The 23,184-nt window shown below is 56.7% G+C and carries 17 protein-coding genes; 10 read left to right on the forward strand and 7 right to left on the reverse strand.

The window, feature by feature from the left end:
* The first annotated feature begins 50 nt into the window (after positions 1–50).
* From MTX78_RS11975 to MTX78_RS12000, 6 genes are all read left to right on the forward strand, one after another.
* Positions 51–764, forward strand: coding sequence for a spheroidene monooxygenase (locus tag MTX78_RS11975; protein WP_243794156.1), 714 nt, complete (start codon positions 51–53; stop codon positions 762–764).
* Between the two features lie 501 nt (positions 765–1,265).
* Positions 1,266–2,255, forward strand: coding sequence for a hypothetical protein (locus MTX78_RS11980; protein ID WP_243794158.1), 990 nt, complete (start codon positions 1,266–1,268; stop codon positions 2,253–2,255).
* The gene (locus MTX78_RS11985; protein ID WP_243794160.1) at positions 2,248–2,430 is read left to right on the forward strand and encodes a hypothetical protein; all 183 of its coding nucleotides are present in this window, start codon (positions 2,248–2,250) and stop codon (positions 2,428–2,430) included. The genes MTX78_RS11980 and MTX78_RS11985 overlap by 8 nt, the downstream gene beginning before the upstream one ends.
* 27 nt (positions 2,431–2,457) lie before the next feature.
* The gene (locus MTX78_RS11990; RefSeq protein WP_243794162.1) at positions 2,458–4,239 is read left to right on the forward strand and encodes an OmpA family protein; all 1,782 of its coding nucleotides are present in this window, start codon (positions 2,458–2,460) and stop codon (positions 4,237–4,239) included.
* A 177-nt stretch (positions 4,240–4,416) separates the two neighbouring features.
* Positions 4,417–5,193, forward strand: coding sequence for an ABC transporter permease (locus MTX78_RS11995; protein WP_243794164.1), 777 nt, complete (start codon positions 4,417–4,419; stop codon positions 5,191–5,193).
* Between the two features lie 253 nt (positions 5,194–5,446).
* Positions 5,447–6,277 carry an ATP-binding cassette domain-containing protein gene (locus MTX78_RS12000; RefSeq protein ID WP_243794165.1) on the forward strand — a complete coding sequence of 277 codons (831 nt, stop codon included), beginning with the start codon at positions 5,447–5,449 and terminating at the stop codon, positions 6,275–6,277.
* Here MTX78_RS12000 and MTX78_RS12005 read toward each other — a convergent pair.
* Positions 6,274–6,930: a hypothetical protein gene (locus MTX78_RS12005; protein ID WP_243794167.1), complete on the reverse strand. Its 657-nt coding sequence runs from the start codon at positions 6,928–6,930 to the stop codon at positions 6,274–6,276. The two genes, MTX78_RS12000 and MTX78_RS12005, sit on opposite strands and share 4 nt — an antisense overlap.
* 135 nt (positions 6,931–7,065) lie before the next feature.
* Between MTX78_RS12005 and MTX78_RS12010 the strand changes: the two genes are divergently transcribed.
* Together MTX78_RS12010 and MTX78_RS12015 are read left to right on the forward strand one after the other, a co-directional pair.
* Positions 7,066–8,427, forward strand: coding sequence for a sigma-54-dependent transcriptional regulator (locus MTX78_RS12010; RefSeq protein ID WP_243794169.1), 1,362 nt, complete (start codon positions 7,066–7,068; stop codon positions 8,425–8,427).
* A gap of 210 nt (positions 8,428–8,637) precedes the next feature.
* Entirely contained in the window at positions 8,638–10,419 is a 1,782-nt protein-coding gene (locus MTX78_RS12015) for a sensor histidine kinase (protein ID WP_243794183.1), read from the forward strand.
* 155 nt (positions 10,420–10,574) lie between these two features.
* Here the strand turns inward: MTX78_RS12015 and MTX78_RS12020 are convergent, their stop codons facing one another.
* Both MTX78_RS12020 and MTX78_RS12025 read right to left on the reverse strand, forming a co-directional pair.
* Positions 10,575–10,991 carry a response regulator gene (locus tag MTX78_RS12020; protein ID WP_243794184.1) on the reverse strand — a complete coding sequence of 139 codons (417 nt, stop codon included), beginning with the start codon at positions 10,989–10,991 and terminating at the stop codon, positions 10,575–10,577.
* A gap of 92 nt (positions 10,992–11,083) precedes the next feature.
* Complete coding sequence (locus tag MTX78_RS12025; RefSeq protein WP_243794186.1) at positions 11,084–14,608, reverse strand: PAS domain-containing protein; 3,525 nt, start codon at positions 14,606–14,608, stop codon at positions 11,084–11,086.
* Positions 14,609–14,884: 276 nt separating this feature from the next.
* Here MTX78_RS12025 and leuS point away from each other — a divergent pair, with 276 nt between their 5' ends.
* Entirely contained in the window at positions 14,885–17,668 is a 2,784-nt protein-coding gene (leuS, locus tag MTX78_RS12030) for a leucine--tRNA ligase (RefSeq protein WP_243794188.1), read from the forward strand.
* A gap of 371 nt (positions 17,669–18,039) precedes the next feature.
* Positions 18,040–19,380: a chromate efflux transporter gene (gene chrA, locus MTX78_RS12035; protein ID WP_243794201.1), complete on the forward strand. Its 1,341-nt coding sequence runs from the start codon at positions 18,040–18,042 to the stop codon at positions 19,378–19,380.
* A 212-nt stretch (positions 19,381–19,592) separates the two neighbouring features.
* On the opposite strand, the gene MTX78_RS12040 is transcribed toward chrA, so the two are convergent.
* From MTX78_RS12040 to MTX78_RS12055, 4 genes are all read right to left on the reverse strand, one after another.
* Positions 19,593–20,009, reverse strand: coding sequence for a hypothetical protein (locus MTX78_RS12040; RefSeq protein WP_243794208.1), 417 nt, complete (start codon positions 20,007–20,009; stop codon positions 19,593–19,595).
* Between the two features lie 248 nt (positions 20,010–20,257).
* A complete protein-coding gene (locus MTX78_RS12045) occupies positions 20,258–20,671 on the reverse strand; it encodes a response regulator (RefSeq protein ID WP_243794210.1) in 414 nt (137 codons plus the stop codon).
* Positions 20,672–21,113: 442 nt separating this feature from the next.
* Entirely contained in the window at positions 21,114–22,733 is a 1,620-nt protein-coding gene (locus MTX78_RS12050; RefSeq protein ID WP_243794212.1) for an FAD-binding protein, read from the reverse strand.
* Positions 22,730–23,110, reverse strand: a complete 381-nt coding sequence (locus MTX78_RS12055) for a hypothetical protein (protein ID WP_243794214.1) — start codon at positions 23,108–23,110, stop codon at positions 22,730–22,732. Before MTX78_RS12055 ends, MTX78_RS12050 begins: the two co-directional genes overlap by 4 nt.
* Between the last annotated feature and the right edge of the window lie 74 nt (positions 23,111–23,184).

Raw genomic sequence — 23,184 nt, forward strand, 5'->3', positions numbered from 1 at the left:
CGCGCTAGCTGATAAAAGCGAAAGCGCGCTTCACATCAAAGCTGCTGCCCTTGCTTACCACTCTTACCTTATTCACGCTTCAGCCTAACCAGAAACGGTGGGGATTGGCTCAGATGGGCACTTCGCCGCCGCAGTTGCAAAAGGTATCCGGCCTGCGCTTTTTCAAGCTGGCGGGTAGTGGCAATGCCAACGGCTTCGGGCTCTGGCCGAATTTGCACCGCTACGGCTTTATGGCGGTGTGGGACTCGGCAGCAGCAGCAGCAGCCTTTTTTCAGGAGCATGCCTTGTGGCAGGAATATCGTCAGCGCAGCGTTGAAACCTGGACGCTGGATTTGGCACCGCTGAAGTCGCACGGCCTTTGGGATGGCACGAATCCGTTTGACTACGAAACGCTAGACTTAGCTCCCGCCGACGATGCCCCTGTAGCCGTACTAACCCGCGCTTCTATCCGGTGGCAGAAAACCTGGCGCTTCTGGCAATATGTAGCCCCCACTAGTGCGGCCGTAGCCCACGCCGACGGTGTGCGGGCCGCCATTGGCCTTGGCGAGTTGCCCATCATTCGCCAAGCCACGTTCAGCGTGTGGGAATCAGCCCAAAAGATGCAGCAATACGCCTACCGCGACGCCACTCACCGCGAAGTTATCAAGCTCACGCGTCAAGAAAAGTGGTACGGCGAGGAGCTATTCGCCCGCTTCCAAGTGCTGCGCAGCGAGGGCACATTAGATGGCAAGAACCCGCTGGATATGCTGCAAGCAACAGTTTAAGCTCGTCTAAACTACCTTATTTTAATACTAGAAGGTTAGTTCCCCTCCTTAGATAAGGAGGGGTCAAGGGTGGTTGATATTTATTGAACGATCCATAAGAACGTCATGCAGAGCGCAGCGAAGCATCTCGCGTGCTGACGTTGCCATGCTAACTCAACGATTCGAGCGAGATGCTTCGCTGCGCTCTGCATGACGTTCGAGATAAACAATGGTAAGTCCCCCCTAACCCCTCCTCATCTGAGACGGGGAACTAGACTTTAGCTCTAGAAAAGCTGGTTTGTGGTGAATTGATGACATAGCTCCAACCTCTCTTTCACCCATCCGTTCTGGAAAATACCCTTCCGTTTTGGTAGGGTTTCAAACACCTCCTGATGTTACATCAGGAGGTGTTTTTATTTTATAATATTGATTATCAATTATTTAAACAAATTATAGAAAGAAAGGTAGGACGCGGCATTGGTCTTGGATTCTGGTATCCATCACCAATTCACCAACACTCCTATGAACACGCTACTACCTACCGATCAACCGACCAGCTTGCCGAAGTGGCAGCAGCCCGAAAAAGTGGCCGGGTGGGTCTTTCTGGCTGGCCTTGTGGGGGCCGGCGTGTATAGCTGGGGCGTCATCGTGCCCTACCTCGTCGACATTGTGTTCGACACTGTGAAGCTTGGGATTGGGCTTGGGGTGCTGTTTGCCTTGTTTCTGCTGATTACCAACAAGCGGGTGAAGGCGGGGCTGTGGTACGCCGGGCAGCGCATCTTCCGCACGGCGGCGGGCATCTTCGTCAATACCGACCCCATCGGTATCATGGAGGACTACATCCGGAACACCGAGAAGGAGGCCCGCAACATGGAGGGTGAGGTCGGCCACATCGAAGGCGCCCACGAGCTGGTAAAGCGCAAGCTGACCGACAACCAGAACCAGATGCAGGAGTACCTAGCCTTGGCTGCCTCGGCCACCCGCCAGGGCGAAAAAGACGCCTCCGACAGCTACGCTTCCCGTGCCGCCCAACTCCAGGACTACAACCAGCGCCTCACGCCCATGCTCACCACCACGGCCAACGTGAGCCTGGTAATGCGCCAGATCCTGAAAGCGGCTCTGCGCCAAATCGACAACAGCAAGTTCAAAGTCGGTTTGCTGAAAGACGAATACGCCCTGGTAAAGCGCACCAGCTCGGGCATGCGGGCCGCCATGAACATCCTGCGCGGAGACCCCGACAAGAAGTATTTCTTCGACCTCGCCACCGACCGGGTAGCCCAGGACATGGCCGCGCAGCTCGGCCAGATCAAGCAGGCCATGCGCTACTCGCAGGAGTTCGTCAAGGAAATGGACATCCAGAACGGCGTGATGAGCGAAAAAGGCCAGCGCCTGCTCGGCATGTATCAGAAAGGCGAGTTCAGCGCCATCATGGACGAAAAGCCCCAAGCCCCACAGTCACCCAACCAAATCCGCAGAGCCTCCAATGATGCCTATTCTAGCTTGCTTGACTAGCTTTTTGCTGATGACCCTGGTGCTAGCGGGCCTCAACACCTTCTTCCCCGCAGCGCCTCTCAGCCAGCTCCGCCCCGCGCCCACGGTAGCGCCTCACACGCCGCTTGTCTTCGCCATGCCGGCACCTAAAGCAGCTCTTGTAGCAGCGTGGCGCCCCACTTTTCCCCAATTCTAACTCCTGACTTCTAGCTTTTTCCATACCATGACTACTCGCGGTAAAATTGTAATTGGCCTGCTCATCGTAGTGGCCCTCTATTTCGGCATCAACAAAGTGGTTTCCAGTGGTGCCGTGTTCAAGAAAGCCGACACGCAGTCGGTGCTACTCAACTCCATTGAGCTGCCCATCGCCGCTGGTAGCGGCAACCGGGCCAACATTGCGGTGCCACTGGCTGACCTGCCCGGCACCACGCCCACCGAAAAAGGCACGCCCATCACGTGGGAAGTAATGGCCTGGAACTCGCAAATGGCTGGTATGCTGGCCAACGGCGGCCCCCGCACCACCCAAGGCTCGGCCATGGCCGCCAACGGTGTTGACCTTCAGATTGTGCGCCAAGACGACGTAGCCAAAATGCAGGCCGACCTAGTGAAGAATGCCGCCGACCTCGACGCTAACCCTAGCACGCCCGGCCTGATTGTGAGCATCATGGGTGACGGACTGCCCGGCTTCTCGGCGGTGCAGGAGCAGCTCAAGAAAGTGGGCACGCAGCTCCAAATCATTCCCTACTCGGTGGGCAAATCGTTCGGCGAAGACAAGCTGATGGGCCCGAAAGAGTGGCTCGACAACCCCAAGCTGGCCGTGGGCAAAACCATTGCCTGCTACCTGCGCGACGGTGACCAGAACATTGCCCTGAAGTGGTGCGCCGACAACGGCCTCAAAGTCAACCCCGACGAAACCACCTACGACCCCGAAGCCGTGAACTTCATGTCGGCCTCTGACTTCCTGGTAGCTGCCGAAAAGTACATCGTGGGCAAGCCTGAGCAGCGCACCAAAGTGGTAAACGGCAAAAATACCGGCGTGAAAATCGACGTGGTAGCCGATGCCGTAGCCACCTGGACGCCCGGCGACGTGAACATTGCCAAGCAGAAAGGCGGCCTGGTGAGCATCGTGTCCACCAAAGACTACTCCAACCAGATGCCCAACATTATGGTGACTACCAAGCGCTGGTACGACGCCCACCAGAAGGAAGTGGCTGGCCTGATGACCGCCTTCGCCGTAGCCGGCGACCAAGTGAAGTCGCACCCCGAGGCGCTGAAACGGGCCGCTGACATTTCGGCCGACGTGTACGCCGACAAAGACAAAAACGGCGCTTACTGGCTGAAGTATTACAAGGGCGTGAGCGAAGCCGACCGTACTGGCGAAGTGGTGGAACTCGGGGGCAGCAAGGCCTTCAACTTCGCCGACAACCTGGCCTTGTTCGGCCTCGAAGAAGGCGGCACCAACATCTACGCTTCTGTCTACAAAACCTTCGGCGACGTGCAAAGCAAGCTCTACCCCAAGGAGTTGCCCAGCTACGTACCCCTCGACCAGATGCTGGACCTCAGCTTGCTAAAGAACATGCAAACCCAGTACAAAGGCAAAGCCGTGGCCCCCGCCGACCAGCAGAAGTTTGCCGCCGACGATGAAATCCGCCGCAACGTGAGCAAGCGAGCCTGGAACATCGAGTTCAACACCGGCCAAAGCTCCTTCACGCCCGCCGCCGAGCAGCAGCTCAACCAACTCTTCGACGACCTGGTAGTGGCCGGCAACCTGAAAGTAGCCGTGCACGGCCACACCGACAACGTCGGCGACCCGCAAAAGAACCAGCAACTCTCCGAAGACCGCGCCATGTCCGTGCGCGAGTGGCTGCAACAGAAAAGCACCAGCGCCTTCCCCGAAGGCCGCGTGCAGGTCTACGCCCACGGCGCCACCGAGCCCGTCGAAAGCAACGCCACCCCCACCGGCAAAGCCAAAAACCGCCGGGTAGAAGTGGTATTGGGTAACTAAGTGGACCTCACCCCCCCCCGTGGCTCCCCCTCTCCTCAGGGAGAGGGGAGCCACGGGGGCGCTAGCGCTGCATGAGTACTTGTCCTATCTGATTCGCATAAACCATTCACATCTAAAAAGCCTTCGTCAGGCTCCCCCTCTCCCTGAGGAGAGGGGGCCGGGGGGTGAGGTTGACGTATGAAAAATCTATTCATCCCGAATGCTCAGCCGCGTCAGTCGGTTTTCCTGACCATGGTGGCGTGTCAGGGGCTGGTGCTGTTGGTGCTGTGGCTGCTGTATCCGCTCAAGCTGTTCCCAACGCTCGGCGAAGTGCTGACCGCCTTTCAGGACTTGGTGCGCACGCAGGGTTTGATTCAGGAGCTGTGGGCCAGCTTGGTAACGGCCATTCAGGCAGTGGGTATAGCGACGGTGCTGGCCCTGTTCATCTCCTACCTCACGGCGCTGCCGTTCTTTCGGCCCCTGGCCTACGCCGCCACCAAGCTGCGCTACCTCACCCTCACGGGCCTCACGTTTTTCATGGCTCTCATGCTTAGCTCGGGTCACCAAGTGAAGCTGTCGGTGCTGGTGTTCGGGGCCACGGTGTACTTCGTGACGGGCATGACCAGCGTGATTCTGACCACCACGCAAGAGGAAATGGACCACGCCCGCACCCTCGGCATGAGCGAGTGGCGCAGCTTTTTCGAGGTGATTGTGCTCGGCAAGCTCGATGATATGCTGGAAGTGGTCCGCCAGAACTTCGCCATCATCTGGACCATGATTACGCTGGTCGAGACGCTTTACCAGTCGGAAGGCGGCATTGGGCTCCTGCTTTACAAGCAAAACCGCTACCTGCACCTGGCCGGCGTTGTGTCCATCCAACTGGTTATTCTGGCCGTGGGTGCGTTGCAAGACTACCTATTCGTACTCCTGCGCCGCGTGTTCTTCCCCTATTCAAGTCTTAGCACTGCGCGCTAAAACGGCAGTAAAGCCCCCTTATTAACGTCCGCATTTGCGTATCCTTTCTCCATCTGTCATCCTGAGCTTGTGAAGGACCTTCTCACAATAAAACGGCAGGCAATGCAATGTCTCGTTCGGCGGGCATAAGGTCCTTCGCAAGCTCAGGATGACAGATGGGAATTGGATAGACAGAAAAGGATGGCCAATGAAGTTCAGCATGATGCTCTTTTCTCACAGACTCACCCCTCACCACTTCACAAATTCACCACTCGTGACTCCTCTACCCTACAACTACAAAGAACCGGTCCTCACGCTGCAAGGCGTATCGATGACGTTCAACGGGGAAGTTGTTCTGCGCGACATCAATGCACAGGTCCTTGACGTGACCCGGCCGGGCATGAACCAGGGGCAGGTCGTGGGGTTCTACGGCCGCTCCGGCATCGGCAAATCGGTGCTGTGCCGCATCATGGCCGGGCTGCTGGCCCCGAGCAGCGGCACGGTGCACGTGGGCGTCGAGCAGTTGCCGGTGCAGCCGGGCATGGTGGGACTCGTGCAGCAGCGCTACCCCCTCTTCGACCACCGCACCCTCCACGACAACCTGCTGGTGGCCGCCCTCCGCAAACACGCCCCCGACGAGGCGCAGCGCCAAGTAACTTCCTACCTCGACCGGTTTTGCCTCACGCCGCACCGCAAGAAGTACCCGGCGCACCTCTCCGGCGGCCAACGCCAGCGCGCCGCCATTGCCCAACAACTGCTCTGCTCCGAGCACCTCATCCTGCTCGACGAGCCCTTCTCCGGTCTCGACGTGGCCATGATCGACGAGGTCAAGAAAATCATCCTCGAAGTCACGACCATGGACGAGCTCAACACCGTCGTCATCGTCTCCCACGATATTGCCACCACCACCGCCCTCGCCGACCGGCTGTGGCTGCTCGGCTACGAGCGTGACGCCACCGGCCAGCTCATCCCCGGCGCTACCATCACCCAACAGCACCAATACAACCTCGCCGAAATGGGTTTAGCCTGGCACAAAAACGTGGAAGCCGAACCCGAATTCGCGCAGTTCGTGGAGGAGATTAAGAGCGAGATTCGGGGGAGTTAATAATCCCACCTTGCATATTTCCCCTTCAAAGCATTTTCAGCTGCATACTTTAAGCTGGTATCATTAATTAGCTGACTTTCCAGCAGAAATTCACGGACTAACAATGGCTTCCAACCTGCACTAGCTATTGCCACCCAATATCTAAGTCCAGATTGGTCTCCCGGATATCCTCGAACACCATCCACAAATTCAGGTTTCCTAGCTACATCAATTATATCCTGCACAATTGAGTCATCGGGCACCAATTTAAGCAATGCTATTGCCCGAAGCGCACCGTAGATAATCTTTGGGTTCTGTGTTTGCAAAATCTCTTTCCACGCATCTTTAAGTGGTTTTTCAAGTAACGAGAGGCGCATTATTGCATCGCCCAAAGCCATATAGAGAATGGTTGCATCAAAGTCACGATGCGCAAATTCCCATAAAAAAGGCAGTGCAGAATGATGCTTGACCACACCAAGAGCAATTATCAAATGGTATTGAGTTGACCAAGTGCGCTTGTCCTTAATCTCTTTTTGCAATGCACTAAATATTACTTCTCCGGATTCAGCAAGGCCAAGTTTTCGCAGTCTTTTGGCTCCCGATTCTCTTTTGAGTGCTTTCGAGCTACTCAGTAATTTAACAGCTTCAGCAAGCTTCAAAGAAACTTCAGGCATACAGAGAATAAAATAATCGACGTCATCAAAACTAGACATAATAATGCGTCACTCTTTATCAGGATCAGCTTGCATTGCTGACCTGCCGCAGTCTGACGTTCTTTGAGTGCCCAATTCATCCTTCCTCTCCACAAAATGCCCTCCGGAACACTCCTACTCATTGACGACGAACCGCGCTTGCGCCAACTCTTGGCGCGGGTCTTGGAACTGGAAGGCTACACGATTCTGCAAGCCCCCGACGCCCGGCGCGGCCTGGAACTGCTGGAACAACACGCCGCCGACGTGCTGGTAGTAGTGTCCGATGTGAAGCTGCCCGATGCCAACGGCGTGGAGCTGCTGCCCCGCCTCAAGGCCAAAGCGCCCGACATGGAAGTGATACTGCTCACCGCCTTCGGCACCATTCCCGATGGTGTGAAGGCCATGAAGCAGGGCGCCTTCGACTACCTCACCAAAGGCGACTTCGAGCAGCAACTAGTAGTAGTAGTAGATCGGGCCGCCGAAAAAGCGCGCCTGCGCCGCCGGGTGGCCGAATTGGAGCGCAAAATGGGTCAGCGGCACAGCTTCAGCTCCATGATTGGCTCGTCGGGGGCGCTGCGGCGGGCCCAAACCATGGGCGAGCAAGTGGCAGTGACGGATAGCACCGTGCTGCTGGAAGGACCCACGGGTTCGGGCAAGGAGCTGTTTGCGCAAGCCATCCACGAGGCGAGTCCGCGCCGGTCGAAGGCCTTTGTGGCGGTGAATTGCAGCGCGTTTCCGCGGGAGTTGCTGGAATCCGAGCTGTTTGGATACAAGAAAGGCGCCTTTACGGGGGCGCTGGCCGACAAGAAAGGCTTGCTGGAAGAAGCCAACGGCGGCACCTTGTTTCTCGATGAAATCGGGGAATTGGAGCTGAACGTGCAAGCCAAGTTCCTCCGGGTGCTGGAGTTGCAGCAGTTCACCAAGCTCGGCGACACCAAGCCCACCAACGTGAACGTGCGCCTGGTAGCAGCCACCAACCGCAACCTCAAGCAGGAAGCCGCCGAAGGCCGTTTCCGCCCCGATTTGTACTACCGGCTCTCGGTGTTCACCATCAACGTGCCGCCGCTCAAAGACCGGCCCACCGACGTGCCCGCCCTGGCCGAATACTTCCTCCAATACTTCGCCGCCAAGCTCTGCAAGCGCCTCCCCGGTCTCGATGTGGAATGCCTACGCCTGCTCCAACAGTATCCCTGGCCCGGCAATGTGCGCGAGCTGAAAAACGTGCTGGAACGCGCCGCCATTCTCGCACCCGCCGACCAGCCCCTGGCCGCTGCCTACCTCCCCGACGAGTTTCACGCCCCGCCCGCCCCGCTCAGTTTCACCGATGCCAGCCCCGACGACAATAGCCTCCGCACCGTGGAAGCCCGCCACATTCAACTGCTGCTTCACCGCACTCAAGGCAACAAAACCGAAGCCGCCCGCCAGCTCGGCATCGGCCTAACCACGCTTTACCGCAAAGTGCAGGAATACGGCCTGTAGCGCGTAATTAACGCCCAGCATCCCCTTCATGTGTCATGCAGAGCGCAGCGAAGCATCTCACTTGCTGATGTTGCAATGCTAATCCAGTGTTAGCACGCGAGATGCTTCGCTGCGCTCTGCATGACGCGCTTTTGGTTGACGTGTGCGTGTTTACCGCCAGTTGGTAGCAGCGCTTCAGTTGGCCACGTCTTGGTGTTACTTTTCCATTCCATGACCTTAAAAACCAAAATCCGCCTGAGCATTCTGACCATGTTGGTGTTGCTGCTGGCGTTGGGCGGGTATGCGTTTCAAACCATTCAGCGACTGGAAGGCGGCGCACGCGGCATACAGTTGGCCAACTTCAACTCTGTGGAGTATGGCCTCCAGATGCTGCGAGCCGTGGAACAGTTGGAACAGGAGCCAACGGCGGCCGCCCCGCTAGAGCAGTTTCGGCGAGCCCTCACGCGCGAAGCAGCCAATATCACCGAACGGGGCGAACTAGAGCTAGTAGACACGCTCACCCAACACCTAGCGGATTATCAGACCCTAGTGGATGAGCAGGCTCCACTGGCGCAACAGCAGCTCAAGCTGCGTCAGTTGCAAGCCGAGATTCACCGCGTCGTTGACCTCAATACCGTCTCCTTTAACGCCAAAACGCAATCTGCTACCACCAACGCCGCCCGCGCCCGGCAAATGGTCTTGATTTTCATTAGCCTGAGTGCCGCTATTGGCTTGGTGCTAATCGTACGGCTGCCGCGGGAAGTGCTGCGCCCCCTGCGCCGCCTCACTGCCGACGTGGAAGATGTAGCCAGCCCCGGCCCCACCCACCTCGTGCCCATTGCCAAAAACGACGAAGTAGGTGCCGTAGCCTTGGCCCTGAACCGAGCGTTCGGCTACATGCAAGACCAGCGCAGCGCCACCCGCATAGCCTTAGCCACCGAGCGCAACCGCCTGGAAAGCCTGGTCGAGCACCTCGACGAAGGCTTGCTGCTGCTGGATGAAAGCGGCTGCGTACTACTGGCCAACCCCACCGCCCGCCGCCTGCTCGACCGGTCCGCCGCCGACTTGGTTGGGCACAAAGCCGAGGATCTTAGCCGCGAATCGGAACTGCTGCATACGCTGTTTCAGCCGCTGCTCGAACCAATTGCTAAACCTGCCGATGGCAGCGCGCAACCGCCGCTGCTCACGTTCCGGCAGCACGGAGAGGAAGTGTACTACCGGCTCACGGCCAGCCATATCGTGTCGTTCAACAAAGAATTGCGACAAACTGAATTTGCGGGGCACATCTTGTCGTTGCGCAACGTGTCGGAGTTTAAGAAGCTAGACGAAATCAAATCCAACTTCTTAGCCACGGTGTCGCACGAGCTGAAAACGCCGCTGGCCAGCATCAACCTCAGCCTGATGCTGTTGCAAGACGAACGCACCGACCCCGAAGAACGCCTGCGCATCGCCGACGGCATCCGGGAGGAAACCACCCGCTTGCTGGGCATGGTGGGGCAGCTCATCGACGTTTCGCGGCTCGATGCTGGCGCCGGTATCAAGCTCGATGTACGCTCCGTAGCACTAGCCGACGTGGTGGAATACGCCGTGGACACGGTGCAGCCGCAGCTCCAAGACAAGGAACTGTGCCTGGAAACCAACCTGCCGCCCACCCTGCCCGCCGCCCGCGCCGACCTCGAAAAAACTACGTGGGTACTCATCAACCTGCTCGCCAACGCCATCCGCTACTCGCCCCGCGGTGCCCGCCTGACGGTGCAAGCCACTCAACTACCCGGCCACGAACTACAAGTGAGCGTGCAGGACTACGGTCCCGGCATCCCGGCAGAGTACCACGAGCGGATCTTCCAGCGCTTCGCCGAAGTACCCAACCCCGCCGGCCACAAAGGCGGCTCCGGCCTCGGCCTAAGCATCTCCCGCGAGTTCATCAGCACCCAAGGCGGCCGCCTGTGGGTGGAAAGCGCCCCCGGCACCGGCAGCCGCTTTTTGTTCACGCTCCCTGCAGAAAGCAACTGAGCAGCAACATAATAACGCAAAAGGCCTCTACTTGATCTGACATCCGCTTGTCGAAGCATGCCATATGCTTTAGCAACGTTTGCACACGAGCTACCTGAGCGAGCGGACGCTATACTGAACAAGACAAACTCCTTTCTCCCCCGCTATGCAGCGGCCTACTCTAGGTGCCGCTGAAAATGCATTTGCAGGATGGTATCAACCTTGTCTTTCGTCAAAGGCTTGTTGACTAGGCCCGCAATGGGCAGTTCCTGTACGCGCTCCAAGTCGCGGGAGTGCATGGACGTGGTGAGCATCACAACCACGATGGACTGCTGCTGCACCTTGGGTAACTGCGCGTAAGCCTCTAGAAACTCGATACCGTTCATAACTGGCATGTTCACGTCCAACAGAATAAGCGACGGACACTTGCCATCAGGCGCCATGCACGTTTCGTTTAAAGCAGCCAGCGCTTCTCGGCCATTATGTACGGTAAGCAGTTGTTCGGCTACTCCTAAACTCTTTAATAGTAATTCGTTAAGAAAATTAGTTGTTGGGTCGTCATCAACTAACAAGATACTAGGAAGCTTATGCATAAGACAGGTACACAGAATACTCGCCCACGCCGACTAGGGGTCAGCCGCTGAGCTCACAGGTACATACGTGCCTAATCCAAAAAAATATCTTATTACCGCGGAAAAAATACACTAAATGTTGTCCCCACGCCCAATGTGCTTTGCACTCGGATGTGGCCTCCCACGTTTTCCACCATTCGCTTCACCATGTACAGCCCGATACCGGTACCCTCTACATGGTCGTGGAGCCGCTGAAACATGCCAAAAAGCCGGACTTGCTGCGCTTCGTTGAGGCCAAGACCGTTGTCTTGCACTTCCAGCACCGAAAAGCCCTCCACTTGGAAGCAACGAAGCCGCACGTGTGGGGTCCGGTCGGGCGAGTAATATTTCAGCGCGTTGCTAAGCAGGTTGTACACCACGCTTCGCAGATTTTTCTGCGAGAAAGAAATGGTTGGACACTGATCTACATCCACCTCGAACCGGGCCTGGGTCGACTCCAGCAGCGGAGCCAGATCCAAGCGTACTTCCTGGGCTACGGCAGCCAGGTCCACGGTCTGGGAAGGCTGGATCTGCTCTTTTTGCAGTTTCGTAACGTCGGTTAGGTGGTGGATGGTTTTTTGGAACCGCTCCACCGCGCCCTGCATCATTTCCAGAATGGGCAACACCTGCTCATCGGCAGCCCCCATTTCGGGCAAATGCTGCAGGAGCGCATGCAACAGGCCTTCGATATTGGCAATGGGAGCCCGCAAATCGTGGGAAGCTGTGTAAATGAAGTTGTCGAGGTCGACATTAGTGCGCGTGAGTTGCTGGTTGGTGTCGGACAGCTCTTCGTTGGTGGCTTGCAGTTCTTCGTTGATGGCCGCTAGTTCCTCGTTCAAATCTTGCACCTGCTGGCGGCTAAGCACCTGGTCGGTGACGTCGGCAACCATGGAGTAGAAGCCCACCACTTTGCCGTCTTGGCGGTCGGGGACGTAGTTGGTGCGGATGTAGCGGATGAAATCGTCGCGGTAAAACATGCGCGTTTCGAAGTCGAGTCGCTCCCCAGCCATGGCCCGGTCGACGTACGGTTTCACCTCGTGGTACGCCCTGTCGCCGAGCACCTCCCGAACTGGGCGCCCCAGCATGTCTTCGGGGTTGCGCTTGAACCAGATTTCGTAGCCCCGGTTTACAAACTGGTATTTTTCTTCGTGGTCGATGTACCCGATCAGCACGGGCAAGGCGTCGGTAATGAGTTGGAGCCGCCGCTGGTTTTGCTCGCGCTGCTGGCGGGCCAACACCTGCTCCCCCACTTCGTAGGCAAACACCGAAATGCCCACTATCTGCCCATTTTCCCGGTAAGCCTGGTACGTAAAATTAAAGTAGTTGACTTTAGGAGGCCGGTTGCCTGGCTGGTCGATGACGAGCTGCAACTCGTTGCCATAGAACGTTTCGCCCGTCTGGTACACGTTGTCAAGCAGGGCCACAAATCCCTGCGCAAGCGCATCCGGCTGGATTTCGGCGATGGTACGTCCCCGCATTTCACGGTTCGGAAACAGCTGCTGATACGCTTCGTTGTGGTATTCAACCCGGTGTTCTGGCCCGCGCAACAGCACAATACAAGCCGGCGTCTGCTCGAATACTTGATAGAACGTTTCGCGTTCCTGGGCAATGCGCTGCAATCCGCTCAGCACCTCGGCTTGCAAGGCATCGATTCGCTGGCGGTCCAGCACCTGCTCCGTTATTTCAAAGGCAAATACCAGAATTCCATCTATCTGGCCCTGCTCATTGTAGCGGGCCTGCTGAATGTAGTTGAAATACCGGTCTTCCAGTACCCCATCGGTGGAGCGCTGCATGGGAATAAGCAGCGCCGGTTCTTGGTGCGTTTCGCCGGTTTGATATACCTGCCGGAGTGTTTGATACACCGCATGGCCCCGGATTTCTGGCATGGCTTCCAATATGGGCCTGCCTTCCAGTTTTCGCCCCAGAAAGAGCCGCTGATACTCTGGGTTCACTAGTTCAAACACCAAATCGGGCCCGTCCAACACACAGATGGCAGCGGGTGCCTGCATAAAGAACCGCTCTAAGCGGGCCCGCTGCCGCTCCACCTCATTTTGGACCTGTTGTACTTGCTGGGTGCGCTCCAGTACGCGGCTCTCCAAGTCGATGTTAAGTTCGAGCAAGGCCTGCTCCGTGAGCTGCAACTCGGCCATATTGGCCCTGATTTCTTCGTTGGCCGCAGACAACTCTTCGTTGGCACTAGCCAATTCAGTGTTTAGTTGTTCCACTTGCTGGCGGCTCTGCTCGACCTGCTGGCGGCTCTGCACCTGTTCGGTCACGTCGTAGGCAAAGTTGAGGATGCCGTTGACGGTACCGTCTGCGTCGCGCAGAGCTTGTAGAAACAGGTTGTAGTAGCGCTGTTCTAGGTGGCCGGTATTGGTAGTGTCCACCCACGTCTCGATTTCAACGCCACTGAACATCTCCCCAGTCTGGTATACTTGGTCGAAGAGCTCAAAGAACTGTTGGCCTTCCAGATCGGGCATAGCTTCGCGGAAGGTCCGGCCGTGAAGCCTACGCTTTGGAAACAGCTGCTGGTAGCGCGGATTAACCAGCTGATACATGTGGTCGGGCCCGCGAAAGGTGGCGATACTAGCGGGTAGTTCTTCCAAAATATGGAAGAGGCGCTGGCGTTGCTCTTCGGCCTCGGCTTGCGCTACTTCCGTGGTCTGGGCCGTAAGCATCAGCGCCTGATTGGCGGCTTCCAGCTGCTGGTTTAGCCGCTGAAGCTGCGCCTCGTTGCGCTCGATGCCGCGCCGTGCTTTCACTTGCGCCGTCACTTCGTAGGCAAGCACCAAGATTCCGTCAACAACTCCCTCTAGGTTGCGCGTTGCCTGGTAGATGAAATTGTAATAGTTCTCGCCTAGGCTGCCGGAATTGTCGTGGTCGATTTGCACCAGCATTTCGTGGGCATAAAACGTTTCGCCCGTACGGTACACGCTGTCGAGCAGGCCGAAGATGGGCTGCCCAGCTAGCTCGGGCATCGCCACTGCAATGGGCATACCCAGCAATGGCCGTTCTCCCACCAATTGTTGGTACAGCGGATTAACCAGCTTGAACACGTGCTCGGGCCCTTCGAAAATGCAAATCATGGCCGGAGCCTGCATCAAAATGCTGTGCAACTGCTGACGTTGCCGTTCGGCGTCGGCGCGGGCTTCTTGCTCGCGGGCTTGGCTTTCACGGAGCGCCTGCTCTACAGCCGAACGGTCTTGGTCGGAAGTATCCGAAAAGCTGACGACTAGCAGGCCCCCGCTGCGTTGGGCCGCCAGATGAAAATAATTATCGAGCTTATCGTGCTGGTAGTTTAGGTTGTATCTGTCCGCTTTGCCCGTTTCAAAGCTGGACCGATAGAAGTCGAAAATACCAGCGTCCTTCGCGTTTGGATATAAAGTTAGAAACGTCTGCGCGGGCTGTTCGGGCAACTGCAACATCCGCTGGGCGGCCGGGTTGAGGCGCACATAGGCCAAGTCCGTCATGGTCTGGCCATCGGGCGCGTACACGGGCCGGAACAAGATAAAGCCTGTCAAGGACACCTCCATCAGAACGTGTAGCAACTCGTCGGGCGCAGATGATTCGGAAGGCAGCGGAGTACTAGAATCGGGCATAGCGGGAACACAGAAAGCCAGCTAACAAGCGCGGCAGACGACGTACGGGCGAGAAAGATACCAGCGTAAATACAATATCAAGGTGAAGAATACAACCGCGCAGCTTGCTTCAGTGTTTGGAATTAGCCCTTCCCGGCATTTCGCTGTAATTTCGCCGCCTGTTGATTGTTGCCGGTTGCTTGTTACTTGTTGATGGGGGCTTCATCGCCACATAAGGACATCAACAGCTAGCAACCAACTACCAATCAACAACCAGCAAATAACAACCAACAACTCATGCCCGGTTACAGTCCCCAGGAAATCGAGAAGAAGTGGCAGGCCCACTGGCAAGCGCACCATACGTTTAAGGCGGACAACAGTTCCGACAAGCCGAAATTCTACGCGCTGGACATGTTTCCGTACCCCAGCGGCGCAGGCCTGCACGTCGGGCACCCGCTCGGCTACATTGCCTCTGATATTGTGTCGCGCTACAAGCGCCTGCGCGGCTACAACGTGCTGCACCCCATGGGCTTCGACTCGTTTGGCTTGCCCGCCGAGCAGTACGCCATCCAGACTGGTCAGCACCCGGCCGTTACCACCGAAAAGAACATCGACACCTACATCCGGCAGCTTAGCTCGCTGGGGTTCAGCTACGATTGGAGCCGCGAAATCCGCACCTCCGACCCCGCCTACTACAAGTGGACGCAGTGGATTTTCCTGAAGCTGTTCAATAGCTGGTACAACCTCGACACCAACCGCGCCGAGCCTCTTAAAACCCTGCTCGACAAGTTTGCCGAAAACGGCAGCGAAGGTATCCGGGCGGCCGGCGACGACGAGGAGCGGCACAGCTTCACGGCCGGTCAGTGGCAGATGATGAGCGAAAAGCAGCGCCTTACGGCCGTGCATCCCTACCGCCTCGCCTACCAGCAAGACACCTTCGTGAACTGGTGCGCCGGCCTAGGCACGGTGCTGTCCAACGACGAAGTGAAAGACGGCCTGTCAGAACGCGGCGGCTTCCCCGTGGAGCGCCGCTTGATGCCGCAGTGGAACCTACGCATCACCGCCTATGCCGACCGTCTGCTCCAAGGCCTCGATACGCTCGACTGGCCCGATGCCGTGAAGGAAATGCAGCGCAACTGGATTGGCCGCAGCATTGGGGCCGAAGTGACGTTCCCGGTGCAACACCACGCCAGTGCCCAAATCAAGGTATATACCACCCGCGTGGACACCATCTACGGCGCGACGTTCCTGGTGCTGGCGCCTGAGCACGAGCTGGTGAAAGAACTGACCACGCCAGAGCAGCAACAGACGATTACCGACTACATCGACGCCACCAAACGCCGCTCGGAGCGCGACCGGATGGCCGACGTAAAGGCCGTTTCGGGTGCTTTCACGGGGGCGTATGCTCTCAATCCGGTGTCTAATGAGCCCGTGCCGATCTGGATTGCCGATTACGTGCTGGCGGGTTATGGCACCGGCGCCGTAATGGCCGTGCCCTCCGGCGACCAGCGCGACTACCTGTTTGCCAAGCACTTCGACCTGCCCATCGTGCAGGTAACCGATGCGCAGCAAGGCCTCGACGAGCAGGCTGACCCTACCAAGGAAGGCCGCTACATCAACTCCGGTATCATCGACGGCCTCGGCTATAAAGAAGCCACCGCCAAGCTCATTGCCTTCCTCGAAGAGAAAGGCCTCGGCAAAGGCAAAACCAACTTCCGTATTCGCGATGCCATTTTTGGTCGTCAGCGCTATTGGGGCGAGCCGATTCCGATCTACTACAAAGACGGCGTGGCCTACGGCGTAGCCGAAGCCGATTTGCCGCTGGTGCTGCCAGAAATCGACGAGTACAAGCCCACCGAAACCGGGGAGCCACCGCTGGGCCGCGCTAAAGACTGGAAGTACAAAGACCAGTACGACTACGAGCTGAGCACTATGCCCGGCTGGGCCGGCTCTAGCTGGTACTACCTGCGCTACATGGACCCGCACAACGCCGAGCGGTTTGTGGGCGAAGAAGCGGAGAAGTATTGGCAGAATGTGGACCTCTACCTCGGCGGCGCCGAACACGCTACTGGTCACCTGCTTTATTCCCGCTTCTGGCACCTTTTCCTCAAGGATTTGGGCCTCGTGTCAGCGCCCGAACCATTCCAGAAGCTCATCAACCAAGGCATGATCTTGGGCCGCTCGAACTTCGTGTACCGGATCAACGGCACTAACACGTTCGTTACGCTCGGTAAGAAAGACCAGCATCAAACCACTGCGCTCCATGTCGATGTGAACATTGTACACAACGATGTACTAGATACCGAAGCCTTTAAAAAGTCGCGCCCTGACTATAATAGCGCTGAGTTTATCCTCGAAGATGATGGCCGCTACGTAAGTGGTTGGGAAGTCGAGAAGATGTCGAAGGCCAAATTCAACGTGGTCAACCCCGACGTGCTGGTAAGCCAGTACGGGGCCGATGCGTTGCGCGTATACGAAATGTTCTTGGGGCCGCTGGAGCAGTTCAAGCCATGGAACACCAACGGCATGAGCGGCGTGGGCGGCTTCCTCAAGAAGTTCTGGCGTCTCTATCACCCTGCCGACGGCGCCTTTGCCGTAACCGACGAAGCCCCAAAACCAGCTGAATTGAAGGCCTTACACAAGGCCATCAAGAAGGTAGAAGAAGACATCGAGCGGTTCAGCTTCAACACCACCGTCAGCGCCTTGATGATTACGGTGAACGAGCTGACGGCCCTCGAATGCCACAAACGCGCCATTCTGGAACCGCTGGTGGTTATCCTTTCGCCCTACGCGCCGCACTTGGCGGAGGAGCTATGGCAGTTGCTCGGCCACGAAGCTGGTAGCATCAGTTCGGCCACGTACCCAGAGTTCAAAGAGGAATTCCTGGTGGAAGACACCGTCAACTACCCGGTAGCCATCAACGGCAAAGTGCGCGAGCAGCTCCAATTCGCTGCCACCGCCACCGCCGCCGACATTGAAGCCGCCGTGTTAGGCTCCGACTTCCTGGCTCGGTTCGGCGACGGCAAAACCGCCAAGAAGGTCATCGTGGTGCCTGGCCGCATGGTGAACGTGGTGGTATAACTCCTGCGACGCCATCAACACCTACTAACAAGGTCCGTCAGAAGCTCTGACGGACCTTTTTGTTGCCCGGTTCGGTGCATGCTACCTAGGGGCGTGTAGGCAGGTGGTGATAAAGACCATCATATCATAGTGAGCTAAAACCCACTTCTAGTCTACTATGCACATAGCCTGCTTAGCAGAGTACAGCAGTTTACATACGTTGTCGTCGCGAAAAGCGGGCGTTGCGCTGGGCCGCTCCTATTACGCCAATACAGGTTAGAGCAGGTATTTTAGGCGTGCAGTCTAGAAATCCAGATGTACAAGCTAGCTTCCCCAAGCTCAGGCAGACTACAAAGCGTGTGTACTAAAGAGTAAGCTTTGATTCTTTGCATATGACAACACTGGCTACACCCATTTCCAAACCCACTTTTGCCGAGGCGTTGCGCTTCTGGCTGAAGCTAGGCTTTATCAGTTTCGGTGGACCAGCCGGCCAGATTGCCATCATGCACACGGTGCTGGTGGAAGAAAAGCGCTGGATTTCCGACGCCAAGTTTTTGCATGCTCTCAACTATTGTATGCTCCTACCCGGCCCCGAAGCCCAACAGCTAGCCACCTACATTGGCTGGCTGCTGCACGGCACCCGCGGTGGGCTGGCCGCGGGCATTCTGTTTGTGCTGCCGTCGGCCTTTATTTTACTGGCCTTGAGCTTGTTGTACGTGACGGTGGGCAAACTGGCGGCATTGCAAGGCGTGTTTGGCGGGCTCAAGCCAGCCGTAGTGGCCATTATTCTGCTGGCCGTGCTGAAGATCGGGCAGAAATCATTGCTGACGCCCCTGCACTACGCGGTGGCAGCGGCCAGCTTTGTGAGTATTTTCTGGCTGCACGTACCTTTCCCACTGCTTATTCTGGGGGCGGCAGTGGTGGCGCTGCTGGCTCGCAAGTTTTTCCCGGCTCCAACTGCTACTGCCTCTGCGCAAGCGCAGGCAACCAAACAGGAAGACAACTACTTCCTGACTACGCGCACAGTGGTGCCGGGCACTGGGTTTTCGCTGCCGCGGCTGTTGCGCCAGTTTGCAACGGCCGTGGGGTTGTGGCTGCTACCCTTGGGCATGCTGTACCTATGCGTGCCTGAGTTCCCGTTTTGGCGTACTCTCAGCTCGTTTTTCACCCAGGCTGCTTTGGTGACATTTGGGGGAGCCTACGCGGTGCTACCGCACGTGGCGCAAGTAAGCGTGGAGAAGCTGCAATGGCTCACGCAAGGCCAGATGCTGGATGGGCTGGCGCTTGGCGAAACCACACCGGGCCCTCTGATTATGGTGCTGGCGTTCGTAGGGTTTATGGGCGGCTACACCCATTTTGGCGGTTCGCTGGGCATGGGCGCGCTGGCGCTGTTCACCACTTCCTACTACACGTTTCTACCTTCTTTCATCTTTATTCTTATGGGCGCCCCCCTTATTGAACGCACGCAGCACAACACTCAACTGAAGGCTGTACTGGGCGTTATCACCGCCGCGGTGGTGGGGGTCGTGTTGAACCTAGCTGTTTACCTGGGCCAGGCAGTGTTGTTTCCTGCAGGCCGCCTTGGTGTAGCCTTTCTACATTGGCCTAGTCTGGTGTGGCTGCTCGTGTCGTTGGGGGCGCTGTATCGGTTCAAGGTGAACATGATACTTTGGATTGGAATCAGCGCTGCCGTGGGACTGTTGTACTACGGTTTGTCTGCCTTCAGCTTATAAGTTAAGCCTGCCTGTTGAAGTAGCCCCGCTTGTCTGGTTGGCAAAGCTCTACGAGCCCGCAAGCTGACAGTGATAGATGTACGCCACCTACGTTTCAATTAACCTCGCATGCTATTCCTGTGCTGCCACAACCGTGGCCATGCCATCTGACTAGCTGGTGGCTGCGCGCTGTCCTCAACCAACTCAGCACAAGCATTACCCTAGGGCGGGCACTACGGTAGTTGCATAAGCCACTCTTGCGCCATCTCTTCGCTATCAAACATACGGTAAGTCATGGCGGCCGCTTTGGCCTCGCTCACTACCTGGCTGACCGAGAGACGGGCAAATACATCATGCGGCAGTATAACGGCACCGTATACGTCTGAGCCCTGGTTGCTGCGCGTCAACCAGTAGTTTACAATCCACTGGCTTTCTTCCGGCGTGAAGAGGTTCATTAGGCGTTGGTCGCCCAACAGCTTGTTCCAGCTTCGGCGCTGTAGTAGCTGCCCGGCATGCCGCAGGAACGCTTGTAGTTCAGACAGATTGCGCTTCCCGGCATGGAATTCCACCACCGCATAGCCCTGTGGATGCTCTAAAATACGGCCGACTGGATTTTCGAAATAGATACGAACACCAATGAAGGGTAGCATAACAGTAGACGGAACAGTAGAATAGGGAAAACAAAATTAAATTATTCTTATCATATATAATTTAATTTCTAAGAAACCTTACACTATTATTCGTCTTAAGTGAGGCTGGATTGTCGCCGAAGACAGATACCATCTTCACAATCAGCGAGAAATAAGGTATGCTGTTATTATGCTAACTGTCTTTCGTACGTAGCCTACCACCTGCGTTTAAATTTGCTGTTTGTAGCGCACTGGCGTAGCTGCGGTTGTTACACAGCCAGTTTTTGCGGAAAGTGCTCTTTTAATAGTTGCTGCACCTTTTCCCGAGTCAGGGGCTTGCTTAGAAACCCCTGCAAGGGCATTTCCTGCAACCGCATTACGTCTCGCGGGTTGAGAGAAGTAGTGAGCATCATAATCACTACCGTCTGTTTGTTGACGAAATCCAGTTCTTGGTAGGCCTCTAAAAACTCGAATCCGTTCATGACGGGCATATTGATATCAAGCAGGATTAGAGCCGGGCAGTTGTTGGTGTTGCCTTGTTCTCGGAGGATGCACAGCGCCTGCTGCCCATTTTCAGCCACCAGCACCTGATGAGCCACCGATAAGTCGGCTAGTAATAGGTTGTTAAGGAAATTGGTGGTTTTGTCGTCGTCAACTAACAGGATGCAGGAAAGCTTCTCCATAAGAACTTTTAAAATGAGTTGGGATAGGACAACAGGCTAACAGCGAAAAAAGATACGGAACGTAAATTCCATGCTTGTATATCTATCCACTTCTAGATGCACCGCCACCATTACTGTCGCGCTTCCTTCTTCCAGAAAATCCACTTGTGCTTATCCCGTAGTGCCAGCTACAGCACCTAGCAAACTTGACTGTGCCCTCCAGTAGCTGTTCTCAGCCACTGCCAGCTTACGTCGACCATAGCGTATGCGCTTCTACCATAGGCGCGCTTTCGCGCACACTAGCACCGCTCTGGCAGGTGCAGTTGTTTCTCTACTTACACAATAGTGTAGCGAAGACAACCTGTAAACAGGCTCTTTTACTACAATCGGCCTTCGCACGGCAGATAGTCTCAGGTTCTTTTAGTGGCCGTAGAAAGCGGTTTACCTGTAGTTGTGGCAGCCTTTATACTACGGGGTTCGGGCGCGGCGCGGGGTCTTGGTCGAGGCCGCAACGCTCCATAAAGGGATTGGTGAACACCCGGCGCGTGGGCGCATCAAGCAGCCGCTGACGGCAGCCAAGCCACTGGTTTACGGCTGCATTTCCGTACATCCGGCGTACTAAAGCCGGGGTCAGATTGAAGTTGATTTTGCCCCAATGCAGCGTAAAAGCAATACCCAGTTCTTCCAGACGAGCCCATATCCGTTCCAGGAACTTGCGGGTTGTTTTGCCTTCTACCCCGTCAAATTCTAGCACCGCCGTTACGGGGAAGCGCGTGAAGCCAAGCGTGGCACGAGTGCCTTTCACAAACCGCAACCCCAGCACCCCAGGAAACGGCGTGTGTTTGTTGAGCGCCTGAATTTCGGCTAGCACGCGGGGAACCTCGTGGTTGGCGATGCCAATGGCGGCGCTGGCGGCTTTGCCTCGGATATTGGTGTTATCGAAGGTTTCGCTCATCGTGCCCGCCGTGCCATTGGTATTCTCGAAAGCCAACGGATAGAGTCGGTTTACCAGTGCCGGCACCAAGGCTGCGCTTAGATTGCCTAAATGGTCGAGCACAGTTTCAATCAAGCCCAGCGTGCTGTCGCCGTAGGTGAAGCCCGGAGCGGGAGACGGCCGGCGGGGGTAGTTGGGGCGGTAGGGCGCTTTAAAAAGCAGCTGCACAAACACGCCGTGTCCCGGATTGGCGCCCGTGACATCGAACTGGTGGGGGTTGATAATGATGGTGAGGTGATACGGCTGCCGGGTGGAGTCAGTGAGTGGCAAGGGCAGCCAGGGATGCAGGCCTGTCAGGTCCAGGTGCGTCATGAGGCGCTGCACGGCCGGGCCATAGGGCACGCGGTAGGCACTGAAATCTTCCAGTAAAAACAGCGGTTCCACTTCCAACAGCACACCATGAATGAAACCGAAGCTCCCGAAACTCACCAGCGCAGCATTGAACAGTTCATCGTCGCGGCACACTTCCGTAACGCCGAGCCAGTCCGTGAACTTCGCCGACGCCACCGGGTACGATGCCCGTTCCAGCCACACGTGCTTGTTGGCTCCCGTTACGAGGTGCAAGCCTACGACCGTTTCTGGAACGGCCCCGAAGCGGAAGGCCCCGCCGTGCGTACCCGTTGATAAAGCGCCGGCTATGCTCTGTCCGTTGCTGGCCCCGGAGGCACGAATCGACTTGTTGCGGGGTTCCAGTTGCTGCTCCAGGCCCACAATGCTCATGCCGCACTCCGTGAAGAATAAGTTGTCGGCGGTGCGCCCGGCGGTTTGGTAGGCCGGCGCCACCATGGCCGGCTTTAGGGCGAATGACTGCCGCAGGGCCATCGTGTCCACTAGCCCGCCATCCGTAACTGCCACTTCCGAAAACGACCAGCCTTTGCCTAACGCCCGCAGCCGCACGTTGTGGTCGATGCCGTAGCGTATCAGCCACTGGAAATTGGCCGTGGTTTGGCGGTACTGCTCCTGGCTGGTGGGCAGATTGGGGATACGCAGCTTGAAGCAGGCGCTGGACGTCAGGCGTTGCGTGAAGTTTTCGTGGCGGTTGGTCCACTCCGCCATCGGGTGCGCTTCTATTCCGTTGGGCAAGTTCATGGGCGAACAGAAACGTGAAGTGGAACGCCAGGAGCTACAGTTGGACCAAGCCCCAGCGTATCGACTGGGGGCGTGTAGGGCGCACAACACCAGCTTACGCGCTGCTTGGTTACCACGCCCACCGTCACGAGGGAGAGCAGGAAGTTGCCGAAAGAGGTTTTCACCGTCACGCCGTTCAGGTGCGCAAAGCGTGGGTCGCAGGGCGGGCGAAGGTCGGTGGGCTGCTTGAGGCCCCAGAAGTAGGCTGTAACTAGTTGCGTGCTGTTAGGGTCGTTTGCCGCTGTATCACAGTCGTGCCCCGTGACAATGCGGGTGGTCATGCAGCCTGATAAAGTGCCCACTAGCACCAAGCCGGTAACGGTTGCGAACTGAGTCATATCCCATATTTATATAGTATAATTTATATATTTATTCAACTAGATACAACAGCTACTAAAAATATAAAAGCCAC

Origin of the sequence: Hymenobacter tibetensis (genome assembly GCF_022827545.1) — a bacterium.
Taxonomy (GTDB): Bacteria; Bacteroidota; Bacteroidia; order Cytophagales; family Hymenobacteraceae; genus Hymenobacter; species Hymenobacter tibetensis.